The following is a 23,090-nucleotide window of genomic DNA, read 5'->3' as shown; positions in this document are numbered from 1 at the left end:
GGGCGCTGGGCGAGGGTTAAGGTCCGAATAGAATTTGTCATGTCGTCACCAACTCTGCGAGGTGTTCGGCGGAGCGCTGCTCGTGGGGAATATGGACCGGCTTCTCGATGAGCTGGCGCAGGGATTGCAGGTAGGCAGCACGGGGCATCGGCTTTGCTCCCAGGTTTGTTGCGTGCTGGGAGTCATGCTGGAAGTCGAAGAGACGCCCTCCGCCTTGCAGGAAGCGCGTCATGAGGTCGACGACGGCGATCTTGCCAGCGCCCTCGACGAGGGTGAATTGGGAGTCGGCGGAGAGGACCGCGCCAAGTTGGAGGCCGAAGACTCCGCCGATCAGTTCTCCGTCGTGCCAGACCTCGCAACTGTGAGCCAGCCCCTGCTCATGGAGCTCCTGCAGGGCCGGTCGGAGGGTGTCGGTGATCCAGGTGCTCTGGTGTGTCTGGGCGCAGGCGTTGACGACCTGGTCGAAGGCGGCGTTGATGCTCGTGCGCCACTCGGCGCGCCGTCGGGCGAATCGGCGCATGGTACGGCCGGTGCGGCGGGTGGTCAGCTCTGCTACGGGCCGGGGGTCCGGGTTGAACCAGGCGACGGAGTAAGGCTCGGACGATTGCTCGTTGACGGTGAGGCTGCCGCTCTCGGCGTCCGCGGCGTAGCGGATTTCATTGAGCATGGCTTCTTCGTAGGAGGAAGCGGGAAAGCAGTAGAAACCGTGTGACGCTGCGGCAAAGATGTTCGGCGCTGAGAGGTCAGCGTCGAAAGCCACGGGCCCGGTGGCTGGGAGGGTGTCGCGGCTGAGCGCGGTCCAGTCGAGACTCATAGGAACTCCTTTCGCTCCAGGAAGTCGAGGTAGCGGTCGATCAGCTCGGCGTCGACATCGGGGAAGGTAATGTCCGTGCCAGCCAGGGCCTGCTCGACGTTGGTTCGGGTGAAAGCGGGGAACGTGTCCTCGAGGTACATCTCGGCCACGCTCATCTGCCCGCTGGGGCACTTGTCGATGAACAGGGGCGCAAAGGGGGTCATCGGATGCTCGGGGTTAGTGACCGCCAGGTCGATCATCTGGGCGACCCAGTCCGCCCAAGGGATCTCCGCGATCGTGTTGCCGCGCGCCTGGAGACGTTGCTGGAGCAGCGAGATGGGAGCCTTGTGCGGGTTTGTCAGGTGATAAACCTGCCCGGTGGCCGGTTCGTGGGTGGCTATGTGGACCAGGGCGTCGGCGAAGACGTCGACCGGGGTGTAGTCCATCGGGAGCTCGGCGTGTGGGATGGCTCCGATGTCGCGAATAAAACGCTTCATGCAGCACATCTCGGTGGTGGTATTCCAAGTGCCGCGGCTGCTGTGTCCGGAGATGTCGGCTGCCCGGTAGATGGCCACTGGCAGCCCGGCCCGTGCAGCGTCCTGCACCAGGTGTTCAGCAACCCATTTGCTTTCGGCGTAGCCGACACCAAGCTGGTCGAGGTGATCCAGAGGAGTGTCCTCGCTGATGGTGCGCGTACCGGCAACGCCGTGGCCGGCGACAACCGCCATTGTGGAGACGTAGTGGAACGCGATGCCATGTCTGGCTGCCAGGCGCAGCAGCTCATAGGTGCCATCGACGTTGGCCGCCTTCATCTGCGCATAGGGGTAGATGAAGTTGACCGTTCCGCCCGAGTGCACCACGAGGCTGGTGCGTTCGGTCAGCCCCTCGAAGTTGATCTCGTCCAGCCCGAGGCAGGGTTGGGCGAGGTCCCCGAGGACGATGTCGATGCGGGCTTCATCCTCCGGACGAACGTCCGGGGCCGAACCGTAGGTCTCCCAAGCAGTACGCAATCGCTGGCGTGCAGCTTCCTCTGACGGGGCGCGCACCACGCAGGCCAGCCGCGCCGGGGTCGATGCGAGCAGTCGTGGCAGCAGGTGCGAGCCCAGGAAGCCGGTAGCGCCGGTGAGCAGTATGGTGGAGGTCTCCTCCAGGACCGGCGGGCCCGGGCTCGGAGTTGCGCCGTTGAGGGTGATGGAGCGTTGGAGGTCTGCCTGCATGGCAGTGCGTGGATGGCTACCGGCTTCGAGGACTCCGGCGCGGGCGTGCGCGACGGCCTGGCAGTAGCTGGTGAAGTACGGGTCTCTGAGCAGCCGCTCGATCAGCGCCCGGACGAACCGGACGTGGATGCCGAGGCTGGACCGGGTGCGGGCGACGAGTTCGGCAGCGGCTATAGAGGTGCCGCCGGCGTCGAAGAAGGACAGCCCGAGCTGGTGACGGGCGATGCCGAGGACCTCGGTCCAAATGCCTGCCACCGCGTGCTCGATCGCCGAATCCAGTTCGATGGTGGTGCTTGGGGTCTCGGCGGGGAGCGCTTCAAGGCCGGCGGCCAGAGCCTTGTAGTCGGTCTTGCCGTGGGCGGTCTGCGGCAGTGAGTCCACCACTGTGGCGGTATTGGGAACGGCGTGCGCCGGAAGCGCGGCACTCACATGATCTCGTGCGGCCTGACTGCCAGGATCCCGACGCCCCGGGGCCACCGTGTAGAAAGCATGCAGGCGGGTCCCCTCGCTGTCGCCGAGCACTGCGGCGTCACTGATGGCGTCGTGGCTGCGCAGGATGTTCTCGACTTCTTCCGGGTCGACGCGGTAGCCGCGGATCTTCAGCTGCCGGTCAGCACGCCCGGTGATGAATAGGCCGGCACGCGGGTCCAGGAAGCCGGTGTCCCCGGTGAGGTAGAAATGGTGACCATCGAGCTTCACGCTCGGCAGCGGGTCCAGGCCGGCGCCTGCGTGTGTAGTGCCCAATGCCAGACGCCCGGAGACAGCGACGTCTCCGGCGCGGCCGTCGACCACGGGAGTGCCGTGGGTATCGAGGATGCGCACGCCAGCACCATCGAGAGGAAACCCGACGGCGGCCGGGCCGTCATCGAGGGCGCCGATGTCGTGGACTTCGGAGAGGCAGGAGGTGATGCCGGTCTCGGTGAGGCCGTAGGCGTTGAGCACGCGGGCCCGCGGATAGAGGCTCCGCGCGGCCTTGAGATCGCGGTTGGACACTGCCGCACCGCCGAGAATGAGCAGTCGGATCGATTGGTCGGCGACGTCGGCGTCGGCGGAATGTGCGACGACTTCGCGCCAATAGCTGGGCGTGAGGTCCATGACGGTCACACCGGCCTGGCTGATCTTGTCGTGAAACTCCGAGGGCGCCCAGAGGGTCTCGGGAAGGACCAGCGTCGCCCCGGCGGCCAGGCTCACGCCGATCTGCTCGATTGAGGTGTCGAAAGTCGACGCCGCGAACTGCAGTACGCGATCCTCTTCCGTGATGCCGTAGCGAGTCACGAGCTGATCAAGTAGAGAAGCCAGGGCCTGATGGGAGGCGGCGACTCCTTTGGGGTGGCCGGTGGAACCGGAAGTGAAGATCACGTAGGCGATCTCTGAAGCCTCGGTCTGCCATGAACCGGCTGAGGTCGCGTTTATCACGGGGATGTTAGGGGTGATCGTGACGGCCTGCGCGTCCGTAGAAGTGGAATGTTGCAGGGTCAGCGTGGCGACCGCGCCGGTAATTCGACGGATCTCGTTGTGGCGTTGGGGCGGGTCTCGGTGGTCGATTGGCAGGTAGGCAAGACCAGCTCGCCAAATCGCCAGCATGGCCACGATCTGCTCAGGCCCGCGTGGCAAGGCCACCATGACCGAGCCGTTGAGGGGCAGCCCGTGTTGGGCGAGTTCGTCGGCAAGGTCTGCTGCCTGCGCGGCGAGCTGAGCATAGGTGAGCTGGAGGTCGCCACAGACAACGGCGATCGCCTCGGGCCGGAACCGTGCCATCTGGTCGACACGGTCGCAAAGATAGGTGCGGGTGGTAATCATGACGTGCTCTCCTTCGGGGAGGCCGCGGGGTCGCGAATCAGTGCCAGCACGGTCCCGATCAGTAGAGGCAGGACCTTCCCCTGATCCAGTCGGTTCCCGGCCATCTCGTTCGCGGCGCCGTGGAAGATCCGGTGGATGGCGGTGACGAGCCACCAGGCGGGGAGATCGGAGCGGAAAATGCCCACTGCCTGTCCACGTTCGATGAGTGCGCAGATGCGAGCCTCGAACGCCGCGTGGAGTTCGCGCAGCCGTGCTGGGGTGAGCGCGTCAGAGGCGGCCATCACGATGGACCGAGATTGGTCCATCAGCTGCCAGCTGATCCCGAGCACGTACTCCAAGGCGCGGACGGGATCGGGATTCCCGGCGACGTCGTCGAGGCATTTTTGATTGTCGGCGATGACGCGGCCGACGGCGGCATCGACGAGGGCCGTGCGAGACGGGAAGTGCCCGTAGACGGTCACTCTACCGAGGCCGACCTCGCGAGCGATGCTGGTGATGGTGGCATCGGGGCGAGTGCTCAGCTGCGAAATAGCTGCCGCGAGGATGCGCTCGGTGTTTCTGGTCGCATCCGAGCGGCGACGTTCGGGGGTGATCGTGGTGCGAGGCATCATCTCCAACTCCGATAGTCAAACACTGCTGTTTGACTTACGGTACCAGAAACACAGGCACTGGTGTATGAGTTATGAGGCGACGGCGTCTGCTCGGACCTGCGTGATCAGCCGCCTGAGCGTCGCTCCGCAGCGCTTGGGCTGGCGAAGACGGGCATAGGCGATTCGCTCAGAACTGGTCGGGCTGAGTCGGGTTCGATCGGTGAGGATCGGAAAGCATGTGCCTGGGCTTTGCCGCAGAGACGACGAGCCATCGGGTAGTGCGCAAAGACCGAGATTGCCCGAGTCGCTCTCGCGGTGTGCGCCAGCACGCCTGCGTGCGCACAGTCTGAACGCCGGTTGGATCGACGATACTTCAGGCCTGTTGCGTCACCGGATCAGCCGCGGTATCAGGGTGATGCAGGCGGGGTATCAGCTCACGCATAGGGCCGGCGGCATTCACCCCGGTGAGCGCGACCAGCACCTCGTCGAGGTAGTGGGCTGTGATCAGCGGTTCCTCGGAAAGGATGCGGGTGCGGTTGCCCAGGGCGGGGTGTCCGGCGCCGGTGAGGGTGTGGCCGTGGATGCGTGCGGTGAACGTCGAGCTCGGCAGGTACTGGCCGGGGTCGCCGGCGATACCGAGGTCGTGTAGCAGCGTGTTCGCGGCGTGGATGCCCTGGGCGGCCGAGTCGTCCCAGTGGTCAATTCGGTAGGAGCCGTGGCCGGGATAGTGATGCACGGCGACGCCGCCGGCGGCGTAGATCCGCTGGCGCGGGGCGTGCATGGAGCGCAGGCGGGAGTCGACGGGGATGCCGTCGGGCCCGGTCCAGGGTGCGGGGGCGGCGGGCATGGTGCCGTGCGCGACGATCGCGAGGTCACCCTCGACCCGGCTGCCGTCGTTGAGGGTGATGCTGATGCGGTCGGTGTGGGTGCGGATCGAGCGCACGGTTCGTTCCAGGTAGGCGGCGTGCTGGGGGCGGTGCAGGTCGCGTAGCCGCCGGGCGACGTGTGCGCCGATGGCGTTCGCTCCTGGGATCGCGGCGCGGGTGATGAGGGCAACGTCGTGGCCGGCGTCGGTGAGCAGTGACGCGGTCTCGGAGGCGACGAGGCCGCCGCCGAGCATGAGCACCCGGGCAGGCTTGGTGGTCGCGAGCAGATCGCGGAGGCGGACGGCGTCGGCGGCCGAGTGCAGGGTGGTCAATCTGCCGGCGCTGATCGCTTGGTCGCGGCCGATCACCTCCTCATCCAGCGTGCGCGGCCGGCTACCGGTGGCGATCAGGAGCGCGTCATAGGCGCGGGTATCACCGGAGTCCAGGCGCAACCGCCGAGACCTCGGGTCGAGGCCGCGCACCGTCTCCGACCGGAGGGTGGCCCCGGTGTCGGGCAGGGCCGCCTGGGCCGGTTCGAGCAGCCCGATCGCGATGCCCTTATTGACCAACGTCCGGTTGTACGGTGCTTCGCCGCTCCGCGTGTAGAGGTCGACGTCGAGGCCGGCGGCGTGCAGGCTTCTCGCGGCTGCGGTGCCGGCGGCACCGGCCCCGATGATCGCGACGCTCGGCATACTCATCAGGCTCCTTCCCCAATGGTGGTGGTGCTGGTGGTGGCGGTGAAGGCGGGCAGCAGGATCGCCTCGATGAACCACGGCGCGTCGTCGGCGTCGAGGCGCCCGGCACGCACTTCTTCGGCAGCACCGTTCATCACCACGTGCGTGGTGGTCAGCAGCCAGGACACCGGCAGATCGACCCGGAAGACGCCCTCGCGCTGGCCGCGAAGCAGCAGAGCCCGCATCCGCCCCTCGGCCTTCTCGTGCAACTCCCGGATGCGTGCCGCGGGCAGCTCTTTCAGCGCAGCCGCCAGCAGCGCCCGCGACTGGTCGACCAGAACCCAGCTGGAGGCCACCAGCCGCCGGAACGCCTCACCCGGATCACCATCCAAGGGCACCCCGCTGAGCACCTCTTCGCCGCGTTCGAGGCTGTCGACCAGGGCAGCCTCGATCAGCTCCGCACGGGTCGGGAAATGCCCGTAGACGGTCACTCTGCCCATCCCGGCCTCGGCGGCGATGTCGCCGACCGACGCGTCGGGGTTCTTACGGATCGCCGTCGCCGTCGCGGCCAGAATCCTCGCCCGGTTGCGCTGCGCATCCGCCCGCTGATTGGCCGCCCGCCCACCGCCACCTGACGCACCGGCCGTCGCGCCGCGGGGCGTCGTCCTCTTCGCCGTCATGATCCACCTCACAAGTCGTACTGGAATGTATGAGATAGTGTAGCCGTTACAACTCGTACACCGATGATCGAGTTCCGGCTCGGAGGGCGAGGCGGGACCGGCAGAGAGGAGATGACGACCATGTCCACGACACACATCCCCGGGGGTGCGCAATGAGCGACACCGCCGCGCCGCGTGCCGGCGCCAAGCAGTGGTGGGGGCTCGCCGTGCTGGTGATCCCCTCGACGCTGCTGTTCATGATGCTCACGATCCTGTTCCTCGCCGCCCCGAACCTGGCCGCGGACCTGAACCCGTCGAGCACCCAGCTGCTGTGGATCCTCGACATCTACGGCTTCGTGATGGCCGGGTTCCTCGTCGCGATGGGCGTGCTCGGCGATCGGATCGGCAAGCGCCTGCTCATGGTGATCGGCGCGATCCTGTTCGCCGCCGTCTCGATCGCCGCGGCGCTGACGACGATCCCGGAACTGATGATCGCCTGGCGGGCCATCCTCGGGCTGGCCGCGGCAATGATGGTGCCGGCGACGATCGGGCTGATCTTCGTGCTCTTCGCCGACGCGAAGCAGCGCGGCGTCGCGATCGGGGTGTGGGCCGGCGGAATCTCCGCGGGCGTTGCCCTCGGCCCATTGCTCTCGGGTGTCCTACTGGAGGGCTTTGGCTGGCAGGCAACCTTCCTGGTGGCCGTGCCCATCATGGCACTGGTCGCTATCGCCGCCCCGCTGCTGGTGCCAGAGCACCGCGATCCTTCGGCGAGGATCGACTTGTTCAGTGCTCTGCTGCTGGTTGGCGGCCTGTTGGCGATCATCTATGGCATCAAGCGGTTCGCCGCGCAGGAGCCGGCGGGACCCTCGATCGGATTGCTCGTCGCAGGCCTGCTGATCGGACTGTGGTTCGTGCTTCGCCAGCTGCGTGCCGAGCGGCCGCTGCTGGACGTGCGCCTGTTCGCCAACCGCACTGTCTCAGGAGCGCTGGCGGTGTTCCTGCTCTCGGCTGCAGCGCTCGGTGGCGTGTACTCGCTGTTCACGCAGTACCTCCAGCACGTGCAGGAGCTCTCGCCGCTGCAGGCGGGCCTGTCGATCTTGCCGGCCGCGGCGGTGCTGATCGTCGTCTCGACGCTCTCGCCGGTGTTCGCGAGGAAGTTCCGGCCCGGCAACGTGATCGCGATCGGCCTACTCACTCAGGTGGTCGGCTACATCTTGTTCACTCAACTGGATGCCGGCACGGGACTGGCGCTGGTGATCGCGAGCTTCGTCATCACCTACCCCGGCGTGGCCCCATCGATGGCTCTGACCACCGATCTCGTCGTCAGCTCCGTCCCGCCGGAGAAGACCGGCGGCGCTTCAGGACTCGCGACCACAGCTAACGACCTGGGGATCTCCCTCGGTGTCGCAGTGATCGGCAGTGTCGGAATCGCCGCTTACCGCGGCAACATCGAGTCCAGACTCCCCGAGGGGCTGCCACCCGAGGCGGCAGCCGCCGCCTCGGACAGCATCGACGGGGCGCTCGCCTCGGCTGCGGAACTGCCGGGAGCGCTCGGCGAGCAGGTCATCGCTGCCGCGCAAGCCGCATTCACGGGCGGACTCAACACTGCGGCCATCGTCTCGGCGGTCATCGCGGGTGTGGCGGCGATCATCGCCGCTACGCGACTGCGTCACATCCGCCCCACCGGGCAGTCGCAGGACAGTCCGGAGGAAGCATCCACTCATTGACCTATACCCCCTATGGGTATAGTCTCGAATAACTCGTACACAGATGAAGGAGTTCTGAGATGAGCGCAACCACCACCGAGTACCAGGTGACCGGGATGAGCTGCGGACACTGCGAGACCGCCATCCGGTCCGAGGTCTCCGAAATCGCCGGGGTGACCGGCATCGAGGTCAGTGCCCAGACCGGGCGCCTGGCCGTGACCAGTGAGCAGCCCCTCGACGACGCTGCGGTGATCGCGGCGGTCGACGAGGCCGGCTACGCCGCGGTCAGGAGCTGAGATGAAGGCGCCTGCGCGGCTCGGCCTGTACGGCGCGGGGCTGGTGGCCGTGTTCGCCGTGGCGTTCGCCACGGCGAGCGCGGTCGTCCCCGAGAGCGCCGTGCAGGCCTGGACAGAAGACAGCGGTGACCACGCCGCCCACAACAGCGAGGAGGGAGAGGACATGAACGGGCAGGGCGGACACGCCGGCCACGCCGCGGACGCGTCGTCGCTCGGGCTGGGCGTGGCACAGGACGGCTACCAACTGACCGACCTGGGCGCCCCGACCGAGACCGGCGCCGACGGTGAGTTGTCGCTGACGATCACCGGGCCTGACGGCCAGGCGGTGACCGACTTCGAGCTGGAACATGAGAAGGAGCTGCACCTGATCGTCGTGCGCGCCGACGGGCAGCAGTTCCGCCATGTGCACCCCGAGATGGACGCCGACGGCACGTGGTCCATCCCTTGGCGGTGGGACGCGGCCGGAACCTACCGGGTGTTCGCGGACTTCGTGCCCGGCCAGACCGGAGAGGGCATCACGCTCTCGACCACCGTGCAGGTGTCCGGCGGCTACGAGACCGTGGCGGCGGAGCCGACCGCGGAGACCACCGTAGACGGGTTCGACGTCGCGGTGACCGGTGACCTTGTCGCGGGCGAGTCCTCGACGCTGACCATGACCATTACCCGCGACGGGCAGCCGGTCACCGTACTGGAACCGTATCTGGGCGCGTTCGGGCATCTGGTCGCGCTGCGCGATGGGGACCTGGCCTACCTGCACGTCCACCCCCACGGCGAGGCGCCCGACGCGGGGCAGACCTCGGGCCCGGAGATCGTGTTCGAGGCCACTGCACCCACGCCCGGCCGCTACCTGCTGTTCCTGGACTTCCAGGTTGACGGGCAGGTGCACACCGCGTCGCTGGTCATCGACACCACCACTGGCGACGGCGGCGCCGACGCCGGAAGCGGCGGCGGGCACGAGGAGGAAGGAGAAGGCCATGAGCACTGATCAGTCCACCGGGACCAACCTGGCTGGGGTCGAACTGCAGATCGGCGGCATGACCTGTGCGTCGTGCGCGAACCGGATCGAGAAGAAGCTGAACAAGCTCGACGGCATCACCGCGAGCGTGAACTACGCGACCGAGAAGGCCAGCGTCACCGCCCCGGAGGGCTACGACCCGCAGCTGCTGATCGCGGAAGTGGAGAAGACGGGCTACACCGCCGAGCTCCCCGCTCCCAAGGACGCCGCCGCCCCCGGCGGCGAGGATGACGGCGAGTCTCGCGAGGACGCCGAGCTGCGCACCCGGCGTCAGCGGCTCATCGGTTCGGCCGTGCTCGCAGTCCCGGTGATCGCGATGGCGATGATCCCGGCGCTGCAGTTCGACTACTGGGGCTTCGCCTCCCTGGCTCTGGCCGCACCCGTGGTGGTCTGGGCCGGGTGGCCCTTCCACAAGGCCGCCTGGATGAATCTCAAGCACGGTGCCGCCACGATGGACACGCTCATCTCCGTAGGTACGAGTGCGGCGATGATCTGGTCGATCGTCGCGCTGTTCTTCGGCACCGCTGGTGATCGCGGCGTGGTGCACCCGTTCGAGCTCACCATTTCCCGCTCCGATGGCCTCGGGCACATCTACCTGGAGGTCGCCGCCGGGGTGATCACGTTCATCCTGCTGGGCCGCTACTTCGAGAAGCGCTCCAAGCGCCGCGCCGGTGCCGCCCTGCGTGCCCTGCTCGAACTCGGCGCGAAGGAGGTCTCCGTCCTGCGGAACGGCAAAGAAGAGCGGATCTCCATTGAGGAGCTGAGCGTCGGGGACGAGTTCGTGGTCCGGCCCGGCGAGAAGATCGCCACCGATGGCGTCATCGTCTCCGGCAGTTCCGCGATCGACGCGTCGATGCTCACCGGCGAGTCCGTGCCGGTCGAGGTCGGCGAGGGTGACACGGTGACCGGAGCGACCGTGAACGCCGGCGGACGTCTCGTCGTCAAGGCGACCCGGGTCGGTTCGGATACCCAGCTGGCGCAGATGGCCAGGCTTGTTGAGGACGCCCAGTCGGGCAAGGCTGAGATCCAACGCCTCGCCGACCGGGTCTCCGGGGTGTTCGTGCCGATCGCGATCGCCATCGCCGTCGCCACGCTCGGTGCGTGGATCGGCGCAGGATTCCCGCTCTCGGCCGGGTTCACCGCGGCGGTCGCGGTGCTGATCATCGCCTGCCCCTGCGCCCTAGGCCTGGCCACCCCGACGGCGCTGCTGGTCGGCACCGGACGCGGAGCCCAGATGGGCGTGCTCATCAAAGGCCCCGAGGTGCTGGAGTCCACCAAGCGCGTCGACACGATCGTGCTGGACAAGACCGGCACCGTCACCACCGGCAAGATGACCCTCACCGACGTGATCCCCGCCCCAGGCGTGAGCCGTGATGAGCTGCTGCGGATCGCCGGCGGGCTTGAGGACTACTCTGAGCACCCCATCGCCCAGGCCATCGCCGCAGGCGCCACCGCACAGGTCGGTGAACTGCCCACCCCGGAGTCCTTCGACAACATCGAGGGCAAGGGCGTCCAAGGCGTCGTCGACGGTCACGCCGTGGTCGCCGGCCGAGAGGCGCTGCTGGCTGATTGGTCGATGCACCTCGACGAGGAGCTCAAAGCCGCCAAGCAGGCCGCAGAGTCCGAGGGCAAGACAGCGATCGCCGTCGGCTGGGACGGGCAAGCGCGCGGTGTGCTGGTGGTCTCGGACCAGATCAAGCCCACCAGTGCGGAGGCGATCAGCCAGTTCAAGGACCTGGGTCTGACTCCGGTGCTGCTGACCGGGGACAACCAGACCGTGGCCGAGCAGGTCGCCGCCGAGGTCGGCATCACCGAGGTCATCGCCGAAGTGCTGCCGAAGGACAAGGTCGACGTCGTCGCCCGCCTCCAGGGCGAAGGCAAGGTCGTGGCCATGGTCGGCGACGGTGTCAACGACGCCCCCGCCCTGGCCCAGGCCGACCTCGGCCTGGCGATGGGCACCGGCACCGACGTGGCCATCGAAGCCGCTGATATCACCCTGGTCCGCGGTGACCTGCGGGCGGCCGCGGATGCGATCCGGCTCGCGAGGCGCACGCTGCGCACGATCAAGCAGAACCTGTTCTGGGCCTTCGGCTACAACAGCGCCGCCATCCCGATTGCGGCCTTCGGGCTGTTGAATCCGATGCTCGCCGGAGCGGCCATGGCCTTCTCGTCCGTCTCGGTGGTCTCCAACAGCCTGAGGCTGCGCAGGTTCAAGGCCAAGGCCGACAACCAGAACACCCCAGCAGACAGTGCCCCTGTCCCGGCACGCGAGCCGGCGCAGGTCTGAGAAGAACCCGTCATCAAATCAGAAAGGACACCATTCACGATGACTGCACACGATCACCACAACCACGGAAACGATCACGACCACGGCAGCGCCTCTGGCGGCTGCAGCGGCCACGCTCCCAACACCGAGGACCTCGCTAAGGCGAACAGCGACGATGTCACCGAGTGCCTGGTCATGGCCGGCACCCCGGTCATCAAGTCAGACGCTGAGGCCGCCGGGCTCTACCGCGACTACGAGGGTAAGCGGTACTGGTTCTGCTGCGCGGCCTGCGGCCCACTCTTCGACGCCGACCCCGACCGCTACGCGAACGCGGCCTGAGTCGGCTCCGTAACCCGCAGCCGGCTTCGTGCCCCCGAGAACCACTCAGGTGGGCACGAAGCCCGGCGTTCGGCCACGGAGGCTGGCGGGAAGCGATCATGAGGAGGGAAACATCATGAACGGACGCACGACCCGGCGCCGGAACCGACGCCTGGGTGCCGCCGTCGGGGCCGGACTGCTGAGTGCCGCGATCCTGCTCACCGGCTGCGCCGCCGACAACACCGATGAGGACCCGCCGGGAAACAGCCCGGAGGAGCACGGCGAACATGGCGGGATGGAGCACCCGGCCGACGGCGGGCCTGTGCCCGAGGGCATGACCGAGGCCACCGACCCCACCTACCCGGTCGGCACCGAGGTCACCCTGACCGCCGACCACATGGACGGCATGGACGGGGCGACGGCGACGATCGTGGGCGCCTACGACACCTACACCTACTCCGTGGACTACACCCCCACCACCGGCGGCGACCCCATCACCGACCACAAGTGGGTCGTCCAGGAAGAACTCGAAGGCGCCGGCGACGAACGCCTGCCCGACGGCACCGAGGTCACCCTCGCGGCCGCACACATGGACGGCATGGACGGAGCTGCGGCCACCATCGCCTCCTCCACCGAGGAGACCGTCTACGTCGTCGACTACGAAGCCGACGGCATGACCATGACCAACCACAAGTGGGTCGTCGAAAGCGAAATCGAACCCACCAGCTAACCCGCCACAGGACGGACGCGGACCAGGAGCAGTGAGACCGGCATGAACGACAAGCACAGCGAACATCATCACGATCACGGTGGCGGCAACGCGACGCGAGAGCACCACTCCGCGCCCGAGCATGGTCGCGCGCATCACGACCACCAGCACAAGAGCCACTCTGCTCACGGCCACGATGCTGGGCACCACGGTCACGCCGACCATCAGGATCACAGTGGACACGACGTGCACGCGGGTGATTCCGCTCACGAAGGGCACGGGGGTCATGGCGGGCATGGCGATCATGTCGGGCAGTTCCGGCGGCTGTTCTGGATCATGCTCGTCCTCGCCGTCCCTGTGGTCGGCTTCAACGAGATGTTCGCCCACCTGATCGGCTACCATCTGCCCGACGCCGAGTGGGTGTGGTGGGTCTCCCCGATCCTCGGCACGGTCATCTACTTCTGGGGCGGATGGCCGTTCCTGACCGGCGCGATCAGCGAGGTCCGCTCCCGTAAACCCGGCATGATGCTGCTGATCGGGCTGGCGATCACGGTGGCGTTCCTCGCCTCCTGGGGCGCGAGCCTGCACCTGCTGGACCATGAGCTGAACTTCTGGTGGGAGCTGGCGCTGCTGGTGGTCATCATGCTGCTCGGTCACTGGATCGAGATGCGCTCCCTGGCCCAGACCACTTCGGCCCTGGACTCCCTCGCCGCGCTCCTGCCCGACGAAGCCGAGAAGCTCGACGGCGACCAGGTCGTGAAGATCGCACCCGCCGACCTGACCGTCGGCGACGTGGTCATCGTCCGACCCGGCTCCGCGGTCCCCGCCGACGGCCGGATCGTCGACGGGTCGGCGTCGATGGACGAGTCGATGGTCACCGGCGAGTCCAAGACCGTCCGCCGCGAGGTGGGCGATGTCGTGGTCGCCGGGACTGTCGCGACCGACTCCGGGCTGCGGGTGGAGGTGACCGCGACCGGTGAGGACACCGCGCTGGCCGGGATTCAGAAGCTCGTCGCCGATGCTCAGGCGTCGTCGTCTCGCGCGCAGCGGATCGCCGATGTCGCCGCGGCCTGGTTGTTCTGGTTCGCCCTCGGCGCCGCCGCCGTCACCGCGATCGTATGGACACTCGTCGGGATGCCCGATGCCGCGGTGGTGCGCACCATCACGGTGCTGGTGATCGCCTGCCCGCACGCGCTCGGCCTGGCGATCCCGCTGGTGGTCTCCATCGCCACCGAACGCGCCGCCCGCGGCGGCGTGCTGATCAAAGACCGCCTCGCCTTGGAGTCCATGCGCACGGTCGACACGGTGCTGTTCGACAAGACCGGCACGCTCACCAAGGGCGAACCCACCGTCACCGGCATCCACCCGGTCGGCGACCGGACTGACGACGAGGTGCTGGCGTTGGCCGCCGCCGCGGAAGCCGACAGCGAGCACCCCCTGGCCCGGGCCATCACCGGCGCCGCGAAGGACCGCAACCTCGACGTCCCCCAGGCACGTGACTTCTCCTCCTCGCCGGCCGTGGGGGTCAAAGCCATCATCGGAGAGACCACCGTGGAAGTCGGCGGTCCCTACCTACTCGAACAGCACGGACTCACCGAGCTGCCGATAGCCGAGACCTGGCGGGATGAGGGGGCGATCATCCTGCACGTCCTTGCCGACGGGCAGGTCATCGGTGCCCTGCGGCTGGCTGATGAGATCCGCCCCGAGTCCAAGGACGCCGTCGATGCTCTCCATGCTGCCGGGGCGCAGGTCGTGATGATCACCGGCGATGCCCAGGCCGTGGCCGCCACCGTCGCAGGAGAGCTCGGCATCGATCGCGTCTTCGCAGGGGTGCGACCCGAGGACAAGGCCGCCAAGGTCAAAGAGCTGCAGGACGAGGGCAGGAAGGTCGCGATGGTCGGCGACGGCGTTAACGACGCTCCCGCGCTCGCCCAGGCCGATGTGGGCATCGCGATCGGCGCCGGCACCGATGTCGCTATCGGCTCGGCCGGGGTCATTCTGGCCTCCTCCGACCCGCGCTCGGTGCTCTCGGTCATCGATCTCTCTCGCGCGAGCTACCGCAAGATGAAGCAGAACCTGTGGTGGGCCGCCGGCTACAACCTCATCTCTGTGCCCTTGGCCGCGGGCGTGCTGGCGCCCATCGGGTTCGTCCTGCCAATGAGCATCGGCGCGATTCTGATGTCCGCCTCCACCGTCGTCGTGGCCCTCAATGCTCAGCTGTTGCGACGCCTCGATCTCACGCCGGCCGCCAGCACCGCCAAGTTCCTCGACCGCTCACCGACACCATGACCAGTCAGGCCATGGGCGCCGGGCACCGCCATGAGCAGACACGGGAAGGAGCAGCACGATGACGACCACCACCACGCCTCCGATGCGGCAGGGCCCTGCCGGGCACGGCTACATCAACGACAAGGACCGCTATCTGGCCCGCCTCAAGCGCATCGAGGGACAGGCTCGAGGCATCCACCGGATGATCGACGAGGACACCTACTGCATCGACATCCTCACCCAGATCAGCGCGGTCACCGCAGCACTGGAGAATGTCGCGCTCGGGCTGCTCGACGACCACCTCAAGCATTGCGTCACCGCAGCGATCCGCGACGGCGACCTCAGCGCCGAGGCCAAGATCAAAGAGGCCTCCGACGCCATCGCCCGCCTCGTGAAGTCATAGGGGTTCGCCATGCTCGCCCTTCTACGCACGCTCACGCCTTCCATCGTCGTCCGCGATGTCGAAGTGTCTGCCCATCGGTGCTGCCAGGCGATGCGCTGGCTCGTCACGATCCGGTTCGCTCGCGGGGTGGGTGATCGATGAGCGAGCTTCGCAGGAGCCACGCTGACCGATGGAGGGCACGAGGCGAGGAAGGACGCTGCGCGGTCGCGTGCCGCTGACCGTCGCGGAAGCTAGTGCGGCGCGACACGAAGAGGATGCGTGGGCCGATCCTTGCTCGTAGTCAGAGCATCTACGCTCCGGTCCCACCCCTGGCTTATGACTGTGTGAAGTTGATCTTCGTCCGTCACGGGTCGGCACTCCTGCTCAGCGAGTTCGGCGAGAGACTCGTTGCCGTCGGCGACGTGGTGGTACTCGGCGCGAACACGCTGTGCGGGAGCGAGCCTGAAGGGTCAATCACGGTGACGACGATCTACCTAGACCGTGACTACGTCATCGACCAGGTCTTCTGGCAACACGCGGCCCTGCTGGCTGACCGGCTCGACGCGCAGGACTTCGCCGACGAGCTGTACTCCGAGCCGGCGCAGGTGCTCCGTCTCGGTGAGGACCGCGTGGGGCTGTTGATGCCGTGGCTGGACGAGCTGGTGGCTCTCAGTCTGGACGGCCCATCGCCGGAACGGTTCTACCGGATGCAAGCGTTGCTGTTCGCGGTCCTGGACGTAATCACGCCCTACGTGACGACCACACCGGTGCGCCGGTCGCTGACCCAACGCAGAGCGGCCTACCCCGGTTCGCCACTCCCGCGTCAGCTTGCGCCGCTGCGGGCTGAGGCGCGCGCAGTGGTTGAACTCTTGCGCGGGGCGCCGGCGCAACGGTGGACGCTCGGTGCACTCGCCGACGCGGTGCACCTGTCCCCATCGCAACTCGGAAGGGTGTTCGTCGATGCCTACGGCAAGTCGCCGATGGCGTACCTGATGACCGTGCGCGCCGAACACCTCGCCCGGTTGCTGCGGGAGACCGACCTGCCGATCGAGGCCGCGATGCGCGAGGTCGGTTGGAACAGCCGCGGCCACGCCGCCCGATTGTTCCGCCAGGCGGTCGGAGTCACCCCGGCTCGTTACCGCGAGCTGGTGCGGGAACGCGCTGTGGCCTGATCAGCGGACGATACCGATCGCCGCATCTGAGATACCCACATCCGCATCATCGCCCGCCTCGGCGCCCGGGACCGCTGAGGGGCTGATAGTCCGGTACGGACTCGTCGGGTTCACCACACGCCTGACGGTCACATCGTCCGTTGTCCGTCTCGTCATTGCTGGTGATCCCGGCGCACCTGATGGTCACCGGGGCCCAGTTCGGCCCCGGTGCTCAGGGTATCGGGAGGACACGACGATGGCGACAACACGGGAGCAGACCCAAGCCAGGCGGGAGGCCAAGCTCAACGAGCTGCACGAGCGCCTCAGTGGCGCTGTGGAACGGCTCGTCTCCGGTGAGGATTGGGCGCGGGCGCTCGCGTTCGCGGCACAGTTCAGGACTCGATCGTTCTCCAACACCCTGCTGATCTGGGAGCAGCACCAGGCCGCGTTCGAGGCCGGTCTGGTGCCCGAGCCGTTCCCGTCGTATGTGGCCGGGTATCGGCAGTGGCAGGGCCTGGGCCGGCAGGTGCAGAAGGGCCAGCCGGGGTTTCAGATTCTCGCTCCGGTGACCGGTCGCTTCGCTACCGCTACCCCGGCGGATGCGGAGTCGTGGCGCCGTCTCGGCAAGGGCGAGAAGCCCCGTGCCGGCGAGGTCGTGCGCACGCGGATGGTCGGCGTCCGCCCCGCCTACGTGTGGGACGCCTCCCAGACCGCCGGCGACCCGATCCCCGAACCACCCGCACCGAAGCTGCTGGAAGGCCGGGCCCCGGCCGGGCTGTGGGACGGGCTCACGGCGCAGGTTGAGGCGGCCGGGTTCACGGTGCTGCGGGTGCCGCACGAGGGCATGATCCACGGCGCCAACGGGATGACCGACTACACCGCGAACACCGTCGCGGTCCGGGAGAACATGGACCCGGCCGCGCAGGTCAAGACCCTCGCCCACGAACTCGGCCACGTCCTCCTGCACGGCCCCGACCAGGATGAGGCCCGGCAGCATCGCGGCATCGGAGAGGTCGAAGCCGAGTCCGTCGCGCTGATGATCGGCGCCGCCCACGGGATGGACACCTCCGGTTACACGGTCCCGTACGTCTCGACCTGGGCGGCCCGCGTCGACGGGAAAGAGCCGGTGGAAGTGGTCAGGGCCACCGGGGAGCGGGTCCGCAAGACCGCGCTGACGATCCTGGACCAGCTCGACACCGCGCAGGTCGGTGACGGCACCCCGCCAGGTCTGGACCGGGACGCCGCCCAGCGCGAGGCACCCGCACAAGCGCAAGCGTCGCCGACAGCGGAGCCGGCATCGCCGCGGCAGGCGACTCCATCGCTTGAACCGGCCACCAGACCCGCACCGGTGTCGCCGTTCGAGGGGCGGGGACTGTGATGACCAAGCACGGCGCCGTCTCCTCGGTGCTGCTGCGGATGAACGCGGCGTGGCCGCTCTCGGCCGCCGCGCGTGAGTTCGCATCCGCGGGGGTGCCGGTCTTCCCCTGCGCACCGTGGGGGAAGCGGCCGGCCACCGGACACGGCTTCCATGACGCCACCACGGACTTGGACCAGGTCGAGGAGTGGTGGCGGCAGTCGCCCGGCGCGAACATCGGTGTCCCGACCGGCACCGCCTCGGGCGCGGTCGTGGTGGACGTGGACGTGCACGGCCCGGTAGATGGCCGGACCAGTTTCGACCGCGCCGCTCGCGCCGGGCTGGTGGAGGGGTGGGAGCTGCTGGTGCGCACACCCACCGGCGGGATGCACGCCTACTACCCGGCCACACCCGGCACAGAGCAGCGGTCGTGGCAGGCGGCGCGTGCGGGGATCGACTTCCGCGGTGATGGCGGCTACATCATCGTCCCGCCCTCGGCCCGCTCCATCGACGGCACCACGGTCAGCTACCAGGTCGAGGAGGTCAATACAGGCCCCGCCAGCACGCTGGCCGCGGGACGGCTGCGGGACTTCCTCGACCCCCGCCCCACACCCCGAGCCACGCCCGCGGGTCTGGACCGAGGTGTCGATGTGTCGCGGCTGGCGGCGTGGGTCGCTGCCCGTGGCGAGGGTGAGCGGAACCGTGGCCTGTTCTGGGCAGCGTGCCGGCTCGCGGAGAACGGGCTCCCGGCCTCGGATGCCCTCGATGTGCTCACCGTGGCCGCCGGGGACGCCGGGCTCGCTGAGCGCGAGATCACCGCCACGGTCCGCTCCGCCTACCGGACCGTCCGTCCCGCGCCTGCCGGGCGCGGCACCTCGTCGCCGGGGCGGGGTGCCTCGCCGGTGGCCGCGGACGGCTGGTTCGACCGCAACACCAGCACCCGCCCGCCGATGTCGTCGAGGGTGCGGGGGCTGTGATGACCACCCCAATCATCAGCAGCAGGGTCGTGAGCAGGACCGCCGGGCGCCGGTGGGCGGTGGTGACGGCGGTATCCGGGACGGTGTTCATCGCCGCCGGCGCCTTCTGGCTGTCTTTCACCGCGCTGGCAGACCTCGCGGCCCGAAGCGGTGTCGGTGCCGGGCAGGCGTGGGCGTGGCCGCTGATCGTGGACGGCATCATCGTCGTGGCCACCGTCGCCGTCGTCGCCCTCGCAGGCCAAAGGTCGGCGTGGTATCCGTGGGCGCTGCTGATCGGCGGCGCCGCGGTCTCGGTGACCGCCAACGCCCTCCATGCCGTGGTCGCCGCCGATGCCGATGTGCCTGGGGTGCTGGCCGCCGCCGTGGCGGCGGTGCCGCCGGTGGTGCTGCTGGCGATCACCCACCTGACCGTCATCCTCACCCGACCACTCCCACCAGCCACCGACCCCCTGACTGACACGTGCATGGTCGCCCGTGACCGGGTCGCGCCGGTGGAGCATCAGATGCAGTCGTCCGTGCCCGTCGAAGCGCCTGAACCGAGTCTGCTCCCGGCGACGCCAGCGCCGGTGGAGGACGCCGCTGATGGGGACAGCGCGCCAGATGCCCCACCGCCGGTGGTCGAAACTACCCGGCACACGCGGGCCGGCGGCACGCGCTCGGACCGGCGTGAGCGCGCCGCGAGGTTGCGTGAGCAGGGGTGGTCGAACAAGCGCATCGCCCGCGAACTCGGTGTGCACCCGTCCACGGTCGGCCGCTGGTTCACGCCCGCGCACCTTCCCGACAAGCAGACCGTCGAGGAGGCGAAGACACCATGACCACCCCCACCGACCACTCCCGTCACCGGTACGAGCGCCGGCAGAACCCACCCGAGCCGACCAAGGACCACTCGGTCCGGGAGGAGCCGGAGAAGGCGGGGACGCCGGAGGCGGTGCAGGCCGCAAAGGTCGCCGCGTGCAACCGCGGCATGAACACGAAGAGCGTGGACGATGCGCGGCGGGCGCGGGGTGTGGAGTGGGTGCGCCCCACCGATCTGCTCGCCCGGCAATCCGCGATAGCCGCGGGGCGGGGTATCGACTTCGAGGTCGAACTCGCTCGCCGCACCCGCAACCTCACCGGCCACATCACGCAGACCAGCGGCCGCGGTCTCGGTAAGGCCGCGCAGGCGATCAGTGAGCGGGCGCGGCGGCTGCCGGATGTCTCGGAGTTCGGCCGCGGCAGCCGGCACCAGTCGTGGGTGAGCCGTTCGGGGATCGGGTGGGGGTGACCTGACATGCGCACCCCCATCATCACGTCGCCGTCGCCGTCCCTGACGGTGGTGTGGGGACGCGCGTGCACCTACCTGTCAGGAGGTGCCAGACCATGACCACGACAACACCCACCCACTCGCACATCGCTGACGGCGAGGGTGCTGAGGACTTCACTACCAGCGACGGGTTGCGGACGCTGCTGCACCGGCTCCACGCCGCGGGAGCGGGCTCGTGGAGCCATGATCCGGTGGCCGCGGAGCTGATGGCCCACACCGCGGCCAAGTACGAACCCCTCGCCCGCAAGCACGGCCTGGACCCGTGGGAGGCCGCGTCGGCGGCGTTCAAGGTGATGATCACCCGCGCCGCCCGTGAGGCACGCGACCCGTGGGCGGTGATCACGCACGCGGTGCGGATCACCTGCATTTTCGAAGAACGCGCCCAAGGACTGCTCTGCTCGGTCCACCAAGCGAGGCGCCCGCACGTCTCGGCGTTTCATGACCCGGAGCGGTTCTCCGACCGGGAGAACGCGCTGACCGACTATCACCCGGCTTTCCACATCACCGACACCCACAACCACGACGACGGCGCCGACGCGGAGACGGACGCTGCCGGATCAGGCTCCGATGGTGGTGGGCGCGGGTCGGATCGGGCATGCATGTCCGCGGGGTCGGCGGCCGAGGACGCCATCGCGCTGTTCACGCTGTTGGGCTGGGACCCGGCCACCGCCCGGGCCGGGGTGGAGCATGTCTGCGGGGCGCTGACAAAGACCGGCACCCGCCAGGCCGCCTACGAGGCGCTGCGGCGGGACAAGCACGCCCGCGCGCTGCTGGACATCCCACGTTCTTCGTGGACCGCGCTGCTGCGCGTCTTGTTGGGCAACCCGCACCCCGCCTACGCCGCCACGACCGCGGGGCGGGGTGTGCTGCTGCGACTGCTGATCGGCGAGACCCTGCCGGTGCTGCTGCGCGATGACGACCTCATCCTGACCATCTCCCTGGCCGCACCCGGCACCCATGAGGACCGCGACGATTCTGGTGGTGATCGGTCGTGACCGCACCGGCCGGGTACATCGAGCTGGAGCGCACCGTCGACTCCATCCGGGTCGGGCGCCGGCACCGGACCGCGTTCGGCAACATCGACGAACTCGCCGCCTCGATCGAGCGGGACGGGCTGTTGCAGCCCATCACCATCACCCCCGACGGGGCGCTGGTGTGCGGGGCCAGGAGGTTGGCGGCGATCAAGAAGCTCGGCTGGCGCAAGGTCAACGTCTGGGTCCGCTCCGGCATATCGGACCGCCTTGGCCACCTGTTGGCCGAGCAGGACGACAACGTGCTCCACAAGCCGCTGACCCAGACCGAGGCCGCCGCCCTCTACCGCGAGCTGAAGACCCTCATGCACGAGGACGCAGCCCGGCGGAAAGCCGCGACGCAGTTCAGCGCCGACAACCAGCCTGGATCGGACGGTCCTGCAAAATTTGCAGGACCGTCGCCCGGCCCCTCGGGTATCGCCCGCGAGCAGGCGGCAGCGATGATCCCCGGTGGTGCCTCGCACACGACGCTGGAGAAGATCGGCTACCTCCAGAAGATCGCCGAAGACCCCGCCCAACCCGCCGAACTCCGAGCACAAGCAAGTGCTGCGCTGGAGCGCATCGACGCCGGCGCCCCGGTGCATCCGATCTTTGAGGCGATCCGCGCCGCCGCCCAGAGCGCGCAGGCAGAACGTGAGACCGACCTGCATCAGCTCGCCGCCGACGCCCTCGCACGCGCCAAGGACGCCAAGAAGACCCGCACGCCCCGTCCCCGGCCGGTCACCGACAATGACGGTGAGCCCGCCCAGTACCCGGTGCGGGCATTCGTGCTCACCTGGGGCGAGCTGGACCAGTGGTGGACCCACTATGACGCCCAGCACCTCGCCGCCGAGCTGAGCGATGAACAGATCGACCTGTTCTTCGCCACGGTCGAGGGCACCAGCCGCTTCGCCGAGGAGCTGCGCACCCTGCGCGACCGCGACACCGCCGGCGATGAGCCGGTGCCGGCTCGCGCGCATCTGCGCGCCCTCTGACAACCAGCCTCCCTCTGGCCCGGTGGGTGGCGGGCGTGCACCTGGTGGGTATGAAGACTCCCGACCTCTCCGAACCCCGGACCCGCCGCCGACTTATCGCTGCCCTGATCGCGGCGGTCGTAGTCCTCGTGTTGGCCGGTGTGGGCGTCTACGGCCTGATCACCGGCCCACCCAGCCACGACAACGACGAAGGCGAGACTCCTGGCCCAGTGGTGACCGCACCGTCCGATCCGGCCCCCACCACGACACCGCGGCTGCCGGTCGTGCGGACCTCAGATGATCCGCAGACCTTCGCCCGCAACGTCGCCACCGTGCTGTTCGAGTGGGACACCGCGAGCGGGTTCATGCCCCTGGACTACACCAGCGTGGTCCTCGACGTCGGCGACCCCACCGGCCAAGAGCAAGCGGGGCTCGCCTCGGACATCGCCGCCTACCTCCCATCCCGGGACGCCTGGCTGGAGCTGAGGCAGTACGCCACCGCCCAGCACCTCACCATCGACAACACCTTCATCCCCGACTCGTGGACGACCGCGGTCGAGCAGGCCCAGCCCGGTCAGCTCGCCGAGGGCACGGTCGCGGTCACGATCGAGGGCACCCGCCACCGCAAGGGACTCTGGAACGACGAACCGGTGACCTCCGAACATGCGGTGGCGTTCACGGTGTTCGTGGTCTGCGGCCCGACCTACGAGACCTGTCATCTGCTGCGGCTGTCCCAACTCGACAACCCCCTCCAGTAAGGAC

At 68.5% G+C, this 23,090-nt stretch carries 21 protein-coding genes; 16 read left to right on the top strand and 5 right to left on the bottom strand.

What is annotated here, in order from left to right:
• Nucleotides 1-37: 37 nt before the first annotated feature.
• The 5 genes from AVP41_RS06255 to AVP41_RS06235 all read right to left on the bottom strand — a co-directional run bounded on the left by AVP41_RS06255 (nt 38) and on the right by AVP41_RS06235 (nt 6,620).
• Nucleotides 38-814, bottom strand: coding sequence for a leucyl/phenylalanyl-tRNA--protein transferase (locus AVP41_RS06255; RefSeq protein WP_067162174.1), 777 nt, complete (start codon nt 812-814; stop codon nt 38-40).
• Entirely contained in the window at nt 811-3,810 is a 3,000-nt protein-coding gene (locus AVP41_RS06250; protein ID WP_067162172.1) for a non-ribosomal peptide synthetase, read from the bottom strand. The genes AVP41_RS06255 and AVP41_RS06250 overlap by 4 nt, the downstream gene beginning before the upstream one ends.
• Entirely contained in the window at nt 3,807-4,421 is a 615-nt protein-coding gene (locus AVP41_RS06245) for a TetR/AcrR family transcriptional regulator (RefSeq protein ID WP_067162169.1), read from the bottom strand. The genes AVP41_RS06250 and AVP41_RS06245 overlap by 4 nt, the downstream gene beginning before the upstream one ends.
• Nucleotides 4,422-4,773: 352 nt before the next feature.
• On the bottom strand, nt 4,774-5,964 hold the full coding sequence (locus tag AVP41_RS06240; protein ID WP_067162167.1) for an FAD-dependent oxidoreductase: 1,191 nt from the start codon (nt 5,962-5,964) through the stop codon (nt 4,774-4,776).
• Entirely contained in the window at nt 5,964-6,620 is a 657-nt protein-coding gene (locus AVP41_RS06235) for a TetR/AcrR family transcriptional regulator (RefSeq protein WP_067162165.1), read from the bottom strand. Before AVP41_RS06235 ends, AVP41_RS06240 begins: the two co-directional genes overlap by 1 nt.
• Before the next feature lie 152 nt (nt 6,621-6,772).
• Between AVP41_RS06235 and AVP41_RS06230 the strand changes: the two genes are divergently transcribed.
• The 16 genes from AVP41_RS06230 to AVP41_RS06155 all read left to right on the top strand — a co-directional run bounded on the left by AVP41_RS06230 (nt 6,773) and on the right by AVP41_RS06155 (nt 23,086).
• On the top strand, nt 6,773-8,326 hold the full coding sequence (locus tag AVP41_RS06230) for an MFS transporter (RefSeq protein ID WP_067162163.1): 1,554 nt from the start codon (nt 6,773-6,775) through the stop codon (nt 8,324-8,326).
• 59 nt (nt 8,327-8,385) lie between these two features.
• Nucleotides 8,386-8,601 (top strand): heavy-metal-associated domain-containing protein, encoded by a 216-nt coding sequence (locus tag AVP41_RS06225; RefSeq protein WP_058859005.1) that lies wholly within the window; start codon nt 8,386-8,388, stop codon nt 8,599-8,601.
• Between the two features lies 1 nt (nt 8,602).
• Nucleotides 8,603-9,586 (top strand): heavy metal-binding domain-containing protein, encoded by a 984-nt coding sequence (locus AVP41_RS06220; RefSeq protein WP_067162161.1) that lies wholly within the window; start codon nt 8,603-8,605, stop codon nt 9,584-9,586.
• Nucleotides 9,576-11,903, top strand: a complete 2,328-nt coding sequence (locus AVP41_RS06215; protein ID WP_067162159.1) for a heavy metal translocating P-type ATPase — start codon at nt 9,576-9,578, stop codon at nt 11,901-11,903. Before AVP41_RS06220 ends, AVP41_RS06215 begins: the two co-directional genes overlap by 11 nt.
• A gap of 39 nt (nt 11,904-11,942) precedes the next feature.
• Nucleotides 11,943-12,221: a YHS domain-containing protein gene (locus AVP41_RS06210; protein ID WP_058859008.1), complete on the top strand. Its 279-nt coding sequence runs from the start codon at nt 11,943-11,945 to the stop codon at nt 12,219-12,221.
• A 115-nt stretch (nt 12,222-12,336) separates the two neighbouring features.
• Nucleotides 12,337-12,930 carry a YdhK family protein gene (locus AVP41_RS06205; protein WP_058859009.1) on the top strand — a complete coding sequence of 198 codons (594 nt, stop codon included), beginning with the start codon at nt 12,337-12,339 and terminating at the stop codon, nt 12,928-12,930.
• A 42-nt stretch (nt 12,931-12,972) separates the two neighbouring features.
• Complete coding sequence (locus AVP41_RS06200; RefSeq protein ID WP_067162156.1) at nt 12,973-15,198, top strand: heavy metal translocating P-type ATPase; 2,226 nt, start codon at nt 12,973-12,975, stop codon at nt 15,196-15,198.
• A gap of 58 nt (nt 15,199-15,256) precedes the next feature.
• Nucleotides 15,257-15,580, top strand: a complete 324-nt coding sequence (locus AVP41_RS06195) for a metal-sensitive transcriptional regulator (protein ID WP_058859011.1) — start codon at nt 15,257-15,259, stop codon at nt 15,578-15,580.
• A 254-nt stretch (nt 15,581-15,834) separates the two neighbouring features.
• Nucleotides 15,835-16,731: a helix-turn-helix domain-containing protein gene (locus AVP41_RS06190; RefSeq protein ID WP_067162154.1), complete on the top strand. Its 897-nt coding sequence runs from the start codon at nt 15,835-15,837 to the stop codon at nt 16,729-16,731.
• 235 nt (nt 16,732-16,966) lie between these two features.
• On the top strand, nt 16,967-18,088 hold the full coding sequence (locus AVP41_RS16800) for an ArdC-like ssDNA-binding domain-containing protein (protein WP_058859012.1): 1,122 nt from the start codon (nt 16,967-16,969) through the stop codon (nt 18,086-18,088).
• On the top strand, nt 18,088-19,041 hold the full coding sequence (locus AVP41_RS06180; protein WP_067162152.1) for a bifunctional DNA primase/polymerase: 954 nt from the start codon (nt 18,088-18,090) through the stop codon (nt 19,039-19,041). Before AVP41_RS16800 ends, AVP41_RS06180 begins: the two co-directional genes overlap by 1 nt.
• A gap of 59 nt (nt 19,042-19,100) precedes the next feature.
• Nucleotides 19,101-19,856: a DUF2637 domain-containing protein gene (locus AVP41_RS06175; protein ID WP_067162150.1), complete on the top strand. Its 756-nt coding sequence runs from the start codon at nt 19,101-19,103 to the stop codon at nt 19,854-19,856.
• Nucleotides 19,853-20,305 (top strand): hypothetical protein, encoded by a 453-nt coding sequence (locus AVP41_RS06170; RefSeq protein WP_067162148.1) that lies wholly within the window; start codon nt 19,853-19,855, stop codon nt 20,303-20,305. Before AVP41_RS06175 ends, AVP41_RS06170 begins: the two co-directional genes overlap by 4 nt.
• A 95-nt stretch (nt 20,306-20,400) precedes the next feature.
• Entirely contained in the window at nt 20,401-21,339 is a 939-nt protein-coding gene (locus AVP41_RS06165; protein ID WP_067162145.1) for a hypothetical protein, read from the top strand.
• Nucleotides 21,336-22,349: a ParB N-terminal domain-containing protein gene (locus tag AVP41_RS06160; protein ID WP_067162143.1), complete on the top strand. Its 1,014-nt coding sequence runs from the start codon at nt 21,336-21,338 to the stop codon at nt 22,347-22,349. The genes AVP41_RS06165 and AVP41_RS06160 overlap by 4 nt, the downstream gene beginning before the upstream one ends.
• 50 nt (nt 22,350-22,399) lie before the next feature.
• A complete protein-coding gene (locus AVP41_RS06155; protein WP_067162140.1) occupies nt 22,400-23,086 on the top strand; it encodes a hypothetical protein in 687 nt (228 codons plus the stop codon).
• Nucleotides 23,087-23,090: the final 4 nt, after the last annotated feature.

This window comes from Microbacterium sp. TNHR37B (genome assembly GCF_001620065.1).
Lineage (GTDB): Bacteria > Actinomycetota > Actinomycetes > Actinomycetales > Microbacteriaceae > Microbacterium.
The sequence above is the reverse complement of the archived record's forward strand: the minus strand, read 5'-3'. Positions and strand labels throughout refer to the sequence as shown.

Bases quoted from the DNA above. Each gene is read 5' to 3' on its own strand.
- AVP41_RS06255 (WP_067162174.1), bottom strand. From the start codon at position 814: ATGAGTCTCGACTGGACCGCGCTCAGCCGCGACACCCTCCCAGCCACC.
- AVP41_RS06250 (WP_067162172.1), bottom strand. From the start codon at position 3,810: ATGATTACCACCCGCACCTATCTTTGCGACCGTGTCGACCAGATGGCA.
- AVP41_RS06245 (WP_067162169.1), bottom strand. From the start codon at position 4,421: ATGATGCCTCGCACCACGATCACCCCCGAACGTCGCCGCTCGGATGCG.
- AVP41_RS06240 (WP_067162167.1), bottom strand. From the start codon at position 5,964: ATGAGTATGCCGAGCGTCGCGATCATCGGGGCCGGTGCCGCCGGCACC.
- AVP41_RS06235 (WP_067162165.1), bottom strand. From the start codon at position 6,620: ATGACGGCGAAGAGGACGACGCCCCGCGGCGCGACGGCCGGTGCGTCA.
- AVP41_RS06230 (WP_067162163.1), top strand. From the start codon at position 6,773: ATGAGCGACACCGCCGCGCCGCGTGCCGGCGCCAAGCAGTGGTGGGGG.
- AVP41_RS06225 (WP_058859005.1), top strand. From the start codon at position 8,386: ATGAGCGCAACCACCACCGAGTACCAGGTGACCGGGATGAGCTGCGGA.
- AVP41_RS06220 (WP_067162161.1), top strand. From the start codon at position 8,603: ATGAAGGCGCCTGCGCGGCTCGGCCTGTACGGCGCGGGGCTGGTGGCC.
- AVP41_RS06215 (WP_067162159.1), top strand. From the start codon at position 9,576: ATGAGCACTGATCAGTCCACCGGGACCAACCTGGCTGGGGTCGAACTG.
- AVP41_RS06210 (WP_058859008.1), top strand. From the start codon at position 11,943: ATGACTGCACACGATCACCACAACCACGGAAACGATCACGACCACGGC.
- AVP41_RS06205 (WP_058859009.1), top strand. From the start codon at position 12,337: ATGAACGGACGCACGACCCGGCGCCGGAACCGACGCCTGGGTGCCGCC.
- AVP41_RS06200 (WP_067162156.1), top strand. From the start codon at position 12,973: ATGAACGACAAGCACAGCGAACATCATCACGATCACGGTGGCGGCAAC.
- AVP41_RS06195 (WP_058859011.1), top strand. From the start codon at position 15,257: ATGACGACCACCACCACGCCTCCGATGCGGCAGGGCCCTGCCGGGCAC.
- AVP41_RS06190 (WP_067162154.1), top strand. From the start codon at position 15,835: ATGCGTGGGCCGATCCTTGCTCGTAGTCAGAGCATCTACGCTCCGGTC.
- AVP41_RS16800 (WP_058859012.1), top strand. From the start codon at position 16,967: ATGGCGACAACACGGGAGCAGACCCAAGCCAGGCGGGAGGCCAAGCTC.
- AVP41_RS06180 (WP_067162152.1), top strand. From the start codon at position 18,088: ATGACCAAGCACGGCGCCGTCTCCTCGGTGCTGCTGCGGATGAACGCG.
- AVP41_RS06170 (WP_067162148.1), top strand. From the start codon at position 19,853: ATGACCACCCCCACCGACCACTCCCGTCACCGGTACGAGCGCCGGCAG.
- AVP41_RS06165 (WP_067162145.1), top strand. From the start codon at position 20,401: ATGACCACGACAACACCCACCCACTCGCACATCGCTGACGGCGAGGGT.
- AVP41_RS06155 (WP_067162140.1), top strand. From the start codon at position 22,400: ATGAAGACTCCCGACCTCTCCGAACCCCGGACCCGCCGCCGACTTATC.